The organism is Knoellia locipacati (assembly GCF_044791685.1).
GTDB lineage: Bacteria > Actinomycetota > Actinomycetes > Actinomycetales > Dermatophilaceae > Knoellia > Knoellia locipacati_A.
In genome coordinates this window covers 739,808-752,561 of record NZ_CP087730.1, presented here as the reverse complement: position 1 = coordinate 752,561, position 12,754 = coordinate 739,808, and the positions used below count along the sequence as shown (strand labels likewise).

Sequence of the window (12,754 nt, the reverse complement as noted above, 5' to 3'; positions counted from 1 at the left end):
GTGCGCTGGGAGCCGGTCAGACGCGGGGGTATGCCGTGTCCGGCCCGACGCGCGGTTCTCGCCTCCGGCGCCACCTGCGGACCTTGAGCCAGAGCCAGATGAGCAGCCACCCGAGGGCGATGAGCGCAAAGATCACGAGGATCGGGATGAAGATCGCGACGAGCGACAGGCCCAGCGAGGCGCCGTCCTCAGCGGTGGAGACCACGGGCGCACCGGCGCCGAGCGTGCCGGCGTTGATCGCCGGGCGGGCCGCCATCTTGCCCGAGTGGACGAGCCCGGACACGGCGATGCCGAGGACGACGCCGACCCACGGGTTCTCGCCCATCCACGTCGACCGGTCGAGGTCCTCGGCCGCCGTCGTCGCGGCGAAGATCAACCCGCCCATGCTCGGGCGGATGAAGGTCTGGATGGCGTCGTTGACGGTGTCGACCGCAGGGATCTTGTCGAGGACGAGCTCGGTGAGCAGGAGGACCGCGCCGACGCCGATCGCCCAGGGCGACTCGATCCACGCGAAGCTCTCGGGGAGCGTGATGACGTCGGTGAACCGCGCGATGAGCGCGACGATCATGAACGGGATGTAGGCGTTGAGCCCCGCAGCCGCGGAGAGCCCCATCCCGGTGAGTGCGGCGATCACGTGTCGACCTCCTGGTCCGGCGGCGCAGGTCGTGCGCCGTCTCAGGACATGTCTACTGGAAACGCGTCGCCCACCAGCGATCAGGCGCGGGTCAGAGCTCGGGCTTGGCCCCGAAGCGGCGCAGCTCCTGGGGCCAGCCACAGCCCTCCGCCTGCCGCCCCGCCCAGTACTTCGCGGCCTCCTCGTCGGGCACGTCGATGACCGTGAAGCCGCCGAGCACCTCCGTGGTCTCGGCGAAGGGCCCCTCGGTGACGGTGGTCGTGCCGCTGGTGGCGTCGGCGGAGTGGACGGGGCCGTTCTCCTCGAGCCCGCCGGCGAAGACGTACACCCCCGCGTCCTTCATCTCCTGGATGACGGCCATCGACGGCTCCACGCGCGAGAGGAACCACTCCTGCGGGTGCTCCCCGACCCACTGCTGGTTGAAGTAGATGAGGTACTCGGCCATGACAGCTCCCTGGGTGGTGGCGGACCCGGTGCCCGCCTCACTCTCGATGACGCGCGAGCATCCGTGGAATCGACACCATCCTCACGCGAATCCGAGGCTGACGCCGTCTCGGAAGCGGTCGAGCGCCGGATCGCGCCGAACCCGGGTGCGCGCGCCGCCTAGGATTCACCGGTGAGCAAAATCTTGTCTGCTGTCGCCTGGCCGTACGCCAACGGTCCGCGCCACCTCGGCCACGTGGCCGGGTTCGGTGTGCCCTCCGACGTCTTCAGCCGCTACATGCGGATGGCCGGCCACGACGTGCTCATGGTGAGCGGCAGCGATGAGCACGGCACCCCGATCCTCGTCCTCGCCGACCAGGAGGGCGTCACGCCGCAGGAGCTCGTCGACAAGAACCACGCGATCATCGCCCGCGAGCTCGCCGACCTCGGCTGCTCCTACGACCTCTACACCCGGACGACCACCGCCAACCACTACTCGGTGGCCCAGGAGCTCTTCCGGCAGGTCCACGCCAACGGCTACATGATCGAGCAGACGACGCGCGGAGCGATCAGCCCGAGCACGGGTCGCACGCTGCCCGATCGCTACATCGAGGGCACCTGCCCGATCTGCGGCTACGCCGAGGCGCGCGGCGACCAGTGCGACAACTGCGGCAACCAGCTCGAGCCGACCGACCTCATCGACCCGAAGTCCAGGATCAACGGCGAGACGCCGGAGTTCATCGAGACCCAGCACTTCTTCCTCGACCTGCCCGCGCTCGCCGACGCCCTGCGCGAGTGGCTCGAGGGACGCGAGGCGAGCGGGACCTGGCGTCCGAACGTCATCAAGTTCAGCCTCAACATCCTCGACGACATCCGCCCGCGCGCCATGACCCGCGACATCGACTGGGGCATCCCCGTGCCGCTCGCGGGCTGGGAGGACCAGCAGGCCAAGCGCCTCTACGTGTGGTTCGACGCGGTCATCGGCTACCTCTCGGCGTCGGTCGAGTGGGCCCGGCGCATCGGTGACGCCGAGCGGTGGCGGGAGTGGTGGAACGAGCCCGAGGCGCTGTCCTACTACTTCATGGGCAAGGACAACATCACCTTCCACTCCCAGATCTGGCCGGCCGAGCTCCTCGCGTATGCCGGTCACGGCGCCAAGGGCGGCGAGCCGGGGGCCTTCGGTGAGCTCAACCTGCCGACCGAGGTCGTGAGCAGCGAGTACCTCACGATGGAGGGCAAGCAGTTCAGCTCGAGCCGCGGACACGTCATCTACATCCGTGACGTCCTCGACCGCTACGGCCCCGACCCGATCCGCTACTTCATCTGCGCCGCCGGTCCCGAGAACCAGGACAGCAACTTCACCTGGGCCGAGTTCGTCCAGCGCAACAACTCCGAGCTCGTCGCCGGCTGGGGCAACCTCGTCAACCGCACCGGCGCGATGATCGCCAAGAACTTCGGCGAGATCCCGCAGCCGGGCGCCCTCGAGCCGGTCGACGAGGCGGTGCGGGCGGCGACGCTCAAGGCCTTCGACACCGTCGGCGGCCTCCTCGCCAAGCAGCGGATCAAGGCCGCTGTGGGCGAGGCAATGCGGGCCGTGGGCGACGTCAACAAGTACGTCACCGACACCGAGCCGTTCAAGCTCAAGGGCGGCGACCAGCGCGAGCGCCTCGCCACCGTGCTGCACACCCTCATCCAGTGCGTGAGCGACCTCAACACGATCCTCGCGCCGTTCCTCCCGCACGCCTCGAACCGGGTGCACGCGTTCATCGGCGGCGAGGGGGAGTTCACCCCGATGCCGGTCCTCGAGGAGGTCAACGGCCTGGACGAGGGCGACGCGGACCGGACGTACCCGATCATCACGGGGGAGTACTCGACGACGCCCCGATGGGAGTCACGGCCCGTGACCGTCGGTGCGCCCATCGCCAAGCCCACGGGTGTCTTCGTCAAGCTCGACGAGTCGGTCGTCGAGGAGGAGCTCGAGCGGCTCCGGCAGTCGTGACCGCGTCCAGCCGCTCGGCGGTCCCCGACCTGCCCGACCCCCTGCCGATCGCGGTCGTCGACAACCACACCCACCTCGACATCGAGCGCGAAGGCGTGGAGGTCGACGTCGCGGACCTCGTCGCCAAGGCCAAGGCCGTCGGGGTCGACCGGCTCGTCCAGATCGGCTGCGACCTCCCGGCCGCGCGAGAGACCGTCGTGATGGTCGACACATTCCCCGAGATGCTCGGCGGTGTGGCCCTGCACCCGAACGAGGTCCCCGGGCTGGTCGCGAGCGGAGGTCTCGACGCGGCATACGCCGAGATCGAGGAGCTGGCGCGGCATCCGCGGATCCGGGTCGTGGGGGAGACCGGGCTCGACTACTTCCGGACCGGGCCCGAGGGGCAGGGTGTGCAGCAGGACAGCTTCCGCTGGCACATCGACCTGGCCAAGCGCCTCGGCAAGGCGCTGCAGATCCACGACCGCGACGCCCATGCCGACGTCCTGCGCATCCTCGAGGAGGAGGGCGCGCCGAAATCCACTGTGCTGCACTGCTTTTCGGGTGACCTGCCGATGGCTCAGGAGTGTGCCGAGCGCGGCTACTACCTCTCCTTCGCCGGCACCGTGACCTTCAAGAACGCGCACGGACTCCGGGACGCCCTGTCCGTGACCCCCCTCGACCGGCTGCTCGTCGAGACCGATGCGCCCTACCTCACCCCGCACCCCCATCGAGGTGCCGTCAACGCCCCCCACCTCGTACCCCTCACGGTGCGCGCGATGGCCGCGACGCTGGGTGTCGCGGTGCCGACCCTGTGTCAGGCCCTGTCCGAGAACTCGGAGCGGGTCTACGGCTCCTGGGCCTGAACCCATCCGTCACAGGAGCCACATCAGCGACACCCGTGGGCCACGTCACCGTTACCGAAATTTGACCTTCGCGGTGATTCTCGGGATGGTTGTTGTGTTGGCCGGAGCTGGGCTCCGGGTGAAGACAGGGGCGAGGACGCCGGTACCCCTACCGCGCGCACCTCGCTCTCCTGTTGTCGGGACCCCTCCCCTGTGGGGCCCCGCGGTCCACCCCTGAGGACCGTCGCCCGCCCTCGGTGTCCGGAGAGTTCGATCATCGGAGCACTCTTGATTTCTCGTCCCCTGCGTCTTGCTGCCCAGGGTGCTGCGGCACTCACGGTGGCTGCCGGCTCGTTCGGCGTTGCCCACCTCGACAAGGCAGTTGGCCTCTCGGTCGACGGCAAGTCCTCGTCCCTCCACGTCTTCGGCTCGACCGTGGGCGACGCGCTCTCCAAGAAGGGCATCACGCTCGGCGAGCACGACGAGGTCGTCCCCTCCGTCGGCACCCCGATCGAGGATGGCGACACCATCTCCGTGCGCTACGGCCGCAAGCTGACCGTCAACATCGACGGAGTCGCCAAGGAGTACTGGACGACGGCCACCACCGTCGACGCCGCGCTCCGCGACCTCAACATCCGCGCCGGCAGCAACGCCAAGCTCTCGACGTCGCGCTCGCAGCCGATCGGCCGCCAGGGCCTCTCGCTCGCGCTGACCACCCCCAAGACCGTCATCGTCATGGTCGACAAGAAGCGGGTCGAGCACGTCTCGACCGCCGCCACCGTCGCCGACGCGCTGCGCGAGCTCAAGGTGACCGTCGACAAGGACGACCGGATCCTCCCGGCCGCCACCACGCCGCTCAAGAACGGCCTCGGTGTCACCGTGCAGCGGGTCAACCAGCAGACGCTGACGAGCACCCAGGCCGTCTCCCACGCGACGACGACCAAGAAGGACTCCACCCTCCTCGAGGGCACCCGCAAGGTCATCACCGAGGGCCGTGACGGCCTCAAGTCCGTGACCGTGCGCCGCACCCTCGTCGACGGCCGGGTCACCACCAGCAGCGTCCTCAGCACCAAGGTCCTCAAGGCCGCGGTCGCCGAGGTCGTCGCCGTGGGCACCAAGGCCAAGCCCGCCCCGGCGCCCAGCGCTCCGGCGCCCAGCGCGGGCAACACCTCCGGTGCCGGCATCAACCTCTCGAACGCCGCGATGTGGGACCGCATCGCCGAGTGCGAGTCCGGTGGCAACTGGTCGATCAACACCGGCAACGGCTACTACGGCGGCCTCCAGTTCGACATCCAGACGTGGCTCGGTGCCGGCGGTGGCGACTTCGCCTCCCGCGCCGACCTCGCTTCGCGCGCTGAGCAGATCACCGTCGCGAACCGCGTGTACGCCGACCGCGGCCTCCAGCCGTGGGGCTGCGCGCACGCCGCCTGACCCGTCAGGCACACCGACTGAGGCCGGACCCCGTGTGAGGGGGTCCGGCCTCAGCCGTGTCCCGGCCGTAGGGTTGCGCCCATGTCGACGTCAGGGCTCCTCGGCGCCTCCCAGATCCGCGAGTTGGCCGCGCGCTTCGGCATCCGTCCCACGAAGACCTGGGGCCAGAACTTCGTCATCGACGCCAACACGGTCCAGCGCATCGTCCGCGTGGCCGGGATCGGCGCCGACGACGTCGTCGTCGAGGTGGGTCCCGGGCTCGGCTCGCTGACCCTGGCTCTCCTCCCGGTCGCCCGCCACGTCACCGTCGTCGAGGTCGACCCGGTGCTCGCCGAGGCGCTTCCCGGCACCGTCGAGTCCGTGGCGCCGGCTGTGGCGGACCGGCTCACCGTCGTGCACGCCGACGCTCTCCGCGTGGAGTCCCTGCCCGGTGAGGCGCCCACCGCCCTCGTCGCCAACCTGCCCTACAACGTGTCGGTCCCGGTCGTGCTCAGCTTCCTCGAGCGCTTCCCGTCGATCGAGCGCATCCTCGTCATGGTCCAGCTCGAGGTGGCCGAGCGGCTCGCGGCCACGCCCGGCTCGAAGATCTACGGGGTGCCGAGCGTCAAGGCGGCGTGGTACGCCGACGTCGCACTCGCCGGCAACGTCAGTCGCTCCGTCTTCTGGCCCATGCCCAACGTCGACTCCGGCCTCGTCTCACTCACCCGCCGGGAGCCGCCGGAGACGTCGGCGACCCGCGAGCAGGTCTTCGCGTGCGTCGACGCCGCTTTCGCTCAGCGCCGCAAGACCCTGCGAGCGGCCCTCGCCTCGTGGGCCGGCTCGGCCCAGGCCGCGGAGGCCGCGCTCGTCGCCGCCGGGATCGACCCACGCACCCGTGGTGAGCAGCTCGACGTGCACCAGTTCGCGGCCATCGCGAGCTCCCACGCCGCGGCAGCCGGGTCTCCCGCCTCAGTGGCCGAGCAGCGCGAGTAGCCGCCGCTCCGTCTCGTCCGTGAGCCCGCACCGTCGCGGGTCGGTCCGGTCCCGGACCTCCTCGTATGCCGCGGCGTCCCGGAGCGTCTCCGCCACCGGTCGGCAGGACAGCCCGGCGGCCCGGGCCGCGGCTCCGGTGTGGGCGCCGAACCCGCGCCACTCGGGGTCGGAGATCCACAGGGGCATGCTGTCCTCACCCATCCACTCCTTCACGCCGTGCTCGCCGAGCCACTCCGCCGGCGCACTGACGACCGGACCGTTGTGACCGGCCACCTCGCGTGCGGTGGCGATGAGGCCGCCGAGGGTGTCGGGTTCGCCGACGGCGTCGAACACCCCGGACGTCCCCGTCGCGGCGCAGCGTACGAGCCAGGCGGCGAGGTCACGCACGTCGACGATCGCCATCGGCAACGTGGGGTCGTCCGGGGTGAGCACCGCGCCGTGGGCGCCGACCGGGTGGGCGAACCGCCACGGCCACCAGCCCGAGCGACCCGAGGCATCGCCCGGCCCGCCGATGAGGCCGGCACGCGCGACGAGGCTGCGGTCGGGCCCGAACCCCTCGAGCACCGCGGCCTCGCACGCGACCTTGGCCTCGCCGTAGGTCGTCATGTCCTCCATGACGTCCCCCTGCAGCGGTGGCAGCAGCGGCACGCTCTCGTCGGTCCCGAGACCGGAGTGGACGGCATACACGTTGCCCGTCGAGACGAAGACGAAGCGCTCGGCGACCGGCTCGAGCGCCGTGACGGCACGCCGGACCTGACCGGGTTGCCGCGAGACGTCGATGACCGCGTCCCAGCGCGCGCCACCGTCGGTCACCGCGGCCAGGCCGTCGTCGGTGTCGCGGTCGCCCTGCACCCAGGTCACGCCCTCGGGCACCTCGCCTGAGACGCCGCGAGCGAGACAGGTCACGTCGTGGCCGCCGGCCACCGCGTGTGCCGCCACCGCGCGCCCGAGCATCGCCGTCCCACCGAGCACGAGAAGTCGCATGTCGTCAGTGGAACCCGCGCTGCGGGCCCACCGCCAGCGTGTTCGCGCAGAGCGTGGATGTCGGGGGACGCCCGGGCCATGACTAGGGTGGCCGCATGACCTCGGCCCACACGGACCCTGCGCCCGTGACGGTGCGCGTCCCCGCGAAGGTCAACCTCGAGCTCCTTGTCGGACCGCGGCGCGACGACGGCTTCCACACGCTGTCGACGGTCTACCAGGCCGTCAACCTCCACGACGACGTCACGGTCGCCCTCGACGACGACTGGGGCTGCAGCGTCGGCGGTCAGTACGCCGACGTCGTGCCCACCGACTCCTCCAACCTCGCGCTGCGCGCCGCCCGGCTGCTGGCCGACGAGACCGCCATCGACACCCCGGTGCACGTGACGATCGCCAAGTCGATCCCCGTGGCCGGCGGCATGGCCGGGGGGTCGGCCGACGCCGCCGCGACCCTCGTCGCGTGCGACCGGCTCTGGGGGCTCGGCCTGTCGACCGAGGAGCTGGAGGAGTATGCCGCGGAGCTCGGCTCCGACGTCCCCTTCCTCATCCGCGGGGGGACGGCGATGGGGAGCGGGCGTGGCGAGCGGCTCGCCCCGGTGCTCGCTCGCGGCAGCTACCACTGGGTCTTCGCGATCAGCGACATCGGGCTGTCGACCCCCGAGGTCTACGCGGAGTGCGACCGGCTGCGCGCCGAGGCGAAGGCCTCCGTGCCCCAGCCGGTCCCCAACTCCGAGCTCATGAGCGCCCTGCGCACCGGCGACCCGCACATCCTCGCGCCGCAGCTGACCAACGACCTCCAGGACGCCGCGATCTCGCTGCGCCCCGAGCTGGGCGAGCTGCTCTCGAGCGGCATGGAGTTCGGCGCGCTCGGTGGCGTGGTCTCCGGGTCCGGCCCGACGGTGGCCTTCCTCGTCGAGGACGTCGAGGCCGCGATCGACCTCACCGTCGCGCTCACCGCCACCGGTGCGGCACGCGAGGTCCGCAAGGCCGTGGGCCCGGTGCACGGCGCCCACGTCATCCCTGCCCGGGTCGACTAGTGGCCGTCCTCATCTCGGTCGAGCGCGCTGCCCTCGCGCTCGGCACCGCCCAGGTGCTCGACGGGGTCTCCCTCGGTGTCTCCGGCGGCGACCGCATCGGCATCGTGGGCCGCAACGGTGGTGGCAAGACCACCCTGCTCCGCGTCCTCGCCGGGGAGCTCGACGTCGACAGCGGGCGCGTGGCGCGACTCGGCGGCGCCACCGTCGGCGTCCTCACCCAGGACGACTCGCTCGACCCCTCGGCGACGATCCGCGAGGTGGTCCTCGGCGGCCGGGCCGAGCACGTGTGGGCCGGCGACTCGCGCATCCGTGACGTCCTCACCGGACTGCTGGGCGGCATCGACGCCCCGGCCGTGGGTGGTCTCGACTCCGTCGTCGAGGGCAAGTCCGGTGGTGAGCGGCGACGGCTCGGCCTCGCCAAGCTCCTCGTCGACGACCCCGACGTCCTCCTCCTCGACGAGCCGACCAACCACCTCGACGTCGAGGGCGTGGCCTGGCTCGCCGAGCACCTCGTGCAGCACCGGTCGCGCCCTGACAACGCCCTCGTCGCCATCACCCACGACCGCTGGTTCCTCGACGCCGTCGCCACCCGCACGTGGGAGGTCGTCGACGGCCAGGTGGGCGGGTTCGACGGCGGCTATGCGGCATACGTCCTCGCGAAGGCCGAGCGCGAGCGGATGGCGCGCGTCACGGCGGAGCGCCGCAACAACCTGCTCCGCAAGGAGCTGGCCTGGCTGCGTCGCGGTGCGCCGGCGCGCACGACCAAGCCGAAGTTCCGCATCGATGCCGCCAACGCCCTCATCGAGGACGTGCCGCCGCTGCGCAACGACGTCGAGCTCATGGCGTTCGCGACGAGCCGCCTCGGCAAGGACGTCATCGACCTTCTCGACGCGTCGGTGTCGGCGGGCGACCGGGTGCTCCTCGACCACATCACCTGGCACCTCGCGCCGGGAGCCCGCATCGGGATCGTCGGGGTCAACGGCTCCGGCAAGTCCACCCTGCTGCGGGCGCTCGCGGGCGAGGTCCCGCTCTCCGCGGGCAAGCGCAAGGAAGGCGTGACCGTCCGCATCGGCCACCTCACCCAAGAGGTGCGCGAGCTCGACCGGCTCGCCGACGCACGGGTCATCGAGGCCGTCGAGGAGGTCCGCAAGGTCACGTTGCTCGCCGGCAAGGAGGTCAGCGCGTCGTCCTTGGCCAAGCGGCTCGGCTTCCCGGGGACCCGCCAGCAGACCCGCGTCCGGGACCTCTCCGGAGGCGAGCGCCGCCGGCTCCAGGTGCTGCGCATCCTCATGGACGAGCCCAACGTCCTCCTCCTCGACGAGCCGACCAACGACCTCGACATCGAGACCCTCACCGCGCTCGAGGACGTCCTCGACGGCTGGGCCGGCACGCTGCTGGTCGTCTCGCACGACCGCTACCTGCTCGAGCGCGTCGCCGACGAGCAGGTGGCGCTGCTCGGCGACGGGCGGGTCCGACAGCTGCCCGGCGGCGTCGAGGAGTACCTCCGCCTGCGTGCCACCGTCACCCCGTCGTATGCCGTCTCCGCACCCGCCGCTCCGGTCCCGGCCCCGTCGGCCGACTCGGGTGCGGGTGCGGCTGCGCCGGTGTCGACGGCCAGCCCGGCCGAGCAGCGTGACGCGCGCAAGGTCATGGCGCGCGTCGAGAAGCAGCTGACGCGGCTGGCGCAGCGCGAGGAGCGGATCCATGCGGCGATGACCGAGCACGTGAGTGACCACGCCAAGATGCTCGAGCTCAACCAGGAGCTGCGCGAGGTCGTCGACGAGCGCGAGGTCCTCGAGCTCGAGTGGCTCGTGGCCGCCGACATCCTCGAACCCTGAAGGCCCCCTCACCCCGGGACAACAATTGACCAATAGGTCACGAACTGCGCCAGCAATTCGTGACCTATTGGTCGATTGTTGTCGGTCGGGTGGGTGGCTAGGGGCGCTCGAACGGGGTGAGCAGCACCCGCAGCTGGGCGGCGAGGGCGTCTCGCTGGGCCCTCGGCAGGTCGGCGAGGAGGTCGCGCTCGTGGGCCAGCAGGTCGTCCAGTGCCGCGTCGACGGTCTGCATGCCATCGGGTGTGAGGCGGACGATGACGCCTCGGCGGTCCCGCGGGTCGGGGTGGCGCTCGACGAACCCGCGGGCGAGGAGCCGGTCGACGCGGTTGGTCATCGTGCCGCTCGTCACGAGCGTCTCGGCGACGAGCTGCCCGGGGGAGAGCTCGTAGGGAGCACCAGCGCGCCGCAACGCCGACAGCACGTCGAACTCCCAGCCGTCGAGCCCGTGCTCGCTGAAGGCCGCGCCCCGAGCGAGGTCGAGGCGTCGCGCCAGGCGTGAGACGCGGCTGAGGATCTCCAGGGGCGTGACATCGAGCTCGGGACGCTCACGACGCCACGCCGAGACGATACGGTCAACGTCATCCTCGGACATGAGGGCGACTGTACTCCCGTCAAGTATCTTGACATCAAGATAACGCCGGGTCCAGAGTTGGGGACGAGGGCCACACCCGGTCGCTCGCAACAGCAGGAGGAGCAACGATGCGCACACAGCCGAGCTGGGACCCTGCGGCATACGCCCGATTCGGCGAGCAGCGCAGCCGGCCGTTCGCCGACCTCGTCGCCCAGATCCGTTGCGACGAACCGGCGCTCGTCGTCGACCTCGGCTGTGGCAACGGCCCGGCGACGCTCACCCTCGGCGAGCTGTGGCCGAACGCCCGCATCGTCGGCGTCGACGCCGCCGAGTCGATGCTCGAGGCCGCGCGCACCCTCGACACCGGCAGCCGCGTCGAGTGGGTCCAGGCCGACCTCAAGGACTGGGACCCCGCGTCCCTGGGCGAGACGCCGGACGTCATCATCACGAACTCGACGCTCCAGTGGGTCCCGCGCCACCTCGACCTGCTGCCGACCTGGGTCGAGGCGCTCGCGCCCGGCGGGTGGCTCGCGCTGCAGGTCCCCAACAACTTCGACGCGCCGAGCCACGCCCTCATGCGCGAGACCGCCGCGAACCACCCCCGCGCCAACGAGCTGCTCGCCGCGCTCGACCTGCCCGCCGTCGGCGAGCCCAAGACCTACCTCACCTTCCTCAGCCGGCTCGGCACCACCGTCGACGCCTGGGAGACGACCTACGCCCACGTCCTCGACCCTTCGGGGGAGACCGAGGACCCGGTCCTGGACTGGGTGAGCAGCACCGGTTTGAGGCCGGTCCTCGACATCCTCCCCGAGGGCGAGGAGCGCGATGCGTTCCTCGAGCCGTATGCCGCCGCGTTGCGCGAGGCCTATCCGCGCAGCGAGGTCGGTGTCCTCTTCCCGTTCCGCCGCGTCTTCGCGGTCGCCCGGAAGAACGACTGATGGCGGTCGTCGGCCTGCACCACGTCCAGCTCGCCTGCCCGGCGGGCACCGAGGACCTGCTGCGCCACTTCTACGGCGTCGTCTGCGGTCTGCCCGAGATCCCGAAGCCGCCGATCCTCGCCGCCCGTGGCGGAGTGTGGTTCGCCGCGGGTGAGCAGGAGCTGCACTGCGGCGTCGAGGAGGCCTTCGTCGCTGCCCGCAAGGCACACCCGTGCTTCGGCGTCGACGACGTGGCGGGCCTCGCGGCCGCGATCGCCGGTGCCGGGGGAGAGGTGCGCTGGAACCACGAAGTCCCGGGCGTCCAGCGCTTCCACACCGACGACCCCGTCGGCAACCGCATCGAGTTCCAGCAGGTGCTCGCGCCGAAGCTCGACTTCACCGTCTGAGTCGGCGCCCGACTGAGTGCCCCACCGCGAGGGACCTCGATGCGCTCGGCCCTCGCGGCGGGGGCAGTCAGTCGCAGGCGTCAGGTCTGCGTGATGGTCGGTTTGGACTCCAGCCCCGTGAGGCCGTTCCAGGCGAGGTTGACCAGGGCCGCGGCGACGTCGCGCTTCTTGGCCTTGGGGTTCTCGAGCCACCACTGGCCGGTGAGCGCGACCATGCCGACGAGCATCTGCGCGTACATCGGGGCCTGCTTCGGGTCGAGTCCCCGGTGGGTGAACTGCGCCGCCAGGAGGTGCTCGACCTGTGACGCGACGTCGGACATGAGCGAGGCGAAGTTGCCGGTCTGCTGCCCCGGCGGCGAGTCGCGTACGAGGATCCGGAAGCCGTCGGTCGAGGTCTCGATGTAGTCGAGCAGTGCCGTCGCGGCCCGCTCGAGCAGCGCCCGCGAGCCGCCCTCGGAGGTCAGCGCGCCGGCGATCGCCCCGAGAAGGGACTGGATCTCACGGTCGACGACAACGGCATACAGGCCCTCCTTGCCCCCGAAGTGCTCATAGACGACCGGCTTCGAAACCCCCGCGACGCTGGCGATCTCCTCGACCGTCGTCGCCTCGTAGCCGCGGTTGGCGAAGAGCTGCCGGCCGATGCCGATGAGCTGCTCGCGTCGCTGGGCCCCCGTCATCCGCCCCCGCGGAGTGCGTACCTTCGGCGCTGCCTGGTCTCGACTC

At 71.1% G+C, this 12,754-nt stretch carries 13 protein-coding genes; 8 read left to right on the top strand and 5 right to left on the bottom strand.

Annotated elements, in window-relative coordinates; translation table 11 throughout:
- Nucleotides 1-16: 16 nt before the first annotated feature.
- Nucleotides 17-634 carry a DUF4126 domain-containing protein gene (locus LL946_RS03415; RefSeq protein ID WP_404384801.1) on the bottom strand — a complete coding sequence of 206 codons (618 nt, stop codon included), beginning with the start codon at nucleotides 632-634 and terminating at the stop codon, nucleotides 17-19.
- A gap of 91 nt (nucleotides 635-725) precedes the next feature.
- On the bottom strand, nucleotides 726-1,079 hold the full coding sequence (locus LL946_RS03410) for a YciI family protein (protein WP_404384799.1): 354 nt from the start codon (nucleotides 1,077-1,079) through the stop codon (nucleotides 726-728).
- Between the two features lie 171 nt (nucleotides 1,080-1,250).
- Here LL946_RS03410 and metG point away from each other — a divergent pair, with 171 nt between their 5' ends.
- The 4 genes from metG to rsmA all read left to right on the top strand — a co-directional run bounded on the left by metG (nucleotide 1,251) and on the right by rsmA (nucleotide 6,280).
- Nucleotides 1,251-3,056: a methionine--tRNA ligase gene (gene metG / locus LL946_RS03405; protein ID WP_404384797.1), complete on the top strand. Its 1,806-nt coding sequence runs from the start codon at nucleotides 1,251-1,253 to the stop codon at nucleotides 3,054-3,056.
- Nucleotides 3,053-3,898: a TatD family hydrolase gene (locus tag LL946_RS03400; RefSeq protein WP_404384795.1), complete on the top strand. Its 846-nt coding sequence runs from the start codon at nucleotides 3,053-3,055 to the stop codon at nucleotides 3,896-3,898. The genes metG and LL946_RS03400 overlap by 4 nt, the downstream gene beginning before the upstream one ends.
- Before the next feature lie 267 nt (nucleotides 3,899-4,165).
- Nucleotides 4,166-5,308, top strand: a complete 1,143-nt coding sequence (locus tag LL946_RS03395; RefSeq protein WP_404384793.1) for a ubiquitin-like domain-containing protein — start codon at nucleotides 4,166-4,168, stop codon at nucleotides 5,306-5,308.
- Nucleotides 5,309-5,389: 81 nt separating this feature from the next.
- On the top strand, nucleotides 5,390-6,280 hold the full coding sequence (gene rsmA / locus LL946_RS03390; protein WP_404384791.1) for a 16S rRNA (adenine(1518)-N(6)/adenine(1519)-N(6))-dimethyltransferase RsmA: 891 nt from the start codon (nucleotides 5,390-5,392) through the stop codon (nucleotides 6,278-6,280).
- Here the strand turns inward: rsmA and LL946_RS03385 are convergent.
- Nucleotides 6,257-7,264 (bottom strand): NAD-dependent epimerase/dehydratase family protein, encoded by a 1,008-nt coding sequence (locus LL946_RS03385; protein ID WP_404384789.1) that lies wholly within the window; start codon nucleotides 7,262-7,264, stop codon nucleotides 6,257-6,259. The two genes, rsmA and LL946_RS03385, sit on opposite strands and share 24 nt — an antisense overlap.
- Nucleotides 7,265-7,359: 95 nt before the next feature.
- On the opposite strand from LL946_RS03385, the gene LL946_RS03380 reads away from it, so the two are divergent.
- Both LL946_RS03380 and LL946_RS03375 read left to right on the top strand, forming a co-directional pair.
- On the top strand, nucleotides 7,360-8,298 hold the full coding sequence (locus LL946_RS03380) for a 4-(cytidine 5'-diphospho)-2-C-methyl-D-erythritol kinase (RefSeq protein ID WP_404384787.1): 939 nt from the start codon (nucleotides 7,360-7,362) through the stop codon (nucleotides 8,296-8,298).
- Nucleotides 8,298-10,136 (top strand): ABC-F family ATP-binding cassette domain-containing protein, encoded by a 1,839-nt coding sequence (locus LL946_RS03375; RefSeq protein ID WP_404384785.1) that lies wholly within the window; start codon nucleotides 8,298-8,300, stop codon nucleotides 10,134-10,136. The genes LL946_RS03380 and LL946_RS03375 overlap by 1 nt, the downstream gene beginning before the upstream one ends.
- Nucleotides 10,137-10,233: 97 nt before the next feature.
- Here LL946_RS03375 and LL946_RS03370 read toward each other — a convergent pair whose 3' ends face one another.
- Entirely contained in the window at nucleotides 10,234-10,728 is a 495-nt protein-coding gene (locus LL946_RS03370; RefSeq protein WP_404384783.1) for a MarR family winged helix-turn-helix transcriptional regulator, read from the bottom strand.
- 107 nt (nucleotides 10,729-10,835) lie between these two features.
- On the opposite strand from LL946_RS03370, the gene LL946_RS03365 reads away from it, so the two are divergent.
- Both LL946_RS03365 and LL946_RS03360 read left to right on the top strand, forming a co-directional pair.
- A complete protein-coding gene (locus LL946_RS03365; protein ID WP_404384781.1) occupies nucleotides 10,836-11,645 on the top strand; it encodes a methyltransferase domain-containing protein in 810 nt (269 codons plus the stop codon).
- Complete coding sequence (locus LL946_RS03360; RefSeq protein WP_404384779.1) at nucleotides 11,645-12,031, top strand: glyoxalase; 387 nt, start codon at nucleotides 11,645-11,647, stop codon at nucleotides 12,029-12,031. Before LL946_RS03365 ends, LL946_RS03360 begins: the two co-directional genes overlap by 1 nt.
- Nucleotides 12,032-12,111: 80 nt before the next feature.
- On the opposite strand, the gene LL946_RS03355 is transcribed toward LL946_RS03360, so the two are convergent.
- Nucleotides 12,112-12,708 (bottom strand): TetR/AcrR family transcriptional regulator, encoded by a 597-nt coding sequence (locus LL946_RS03355; protein WP_404386777.1) that lies wholly within the window; start codon nucleotides 12,706-12,708, stop codon nucleotides 12,112-12,114.
- Between the last annotated feature and the right edge of the window lie 46 nt (nucleotides 12,709-12,754).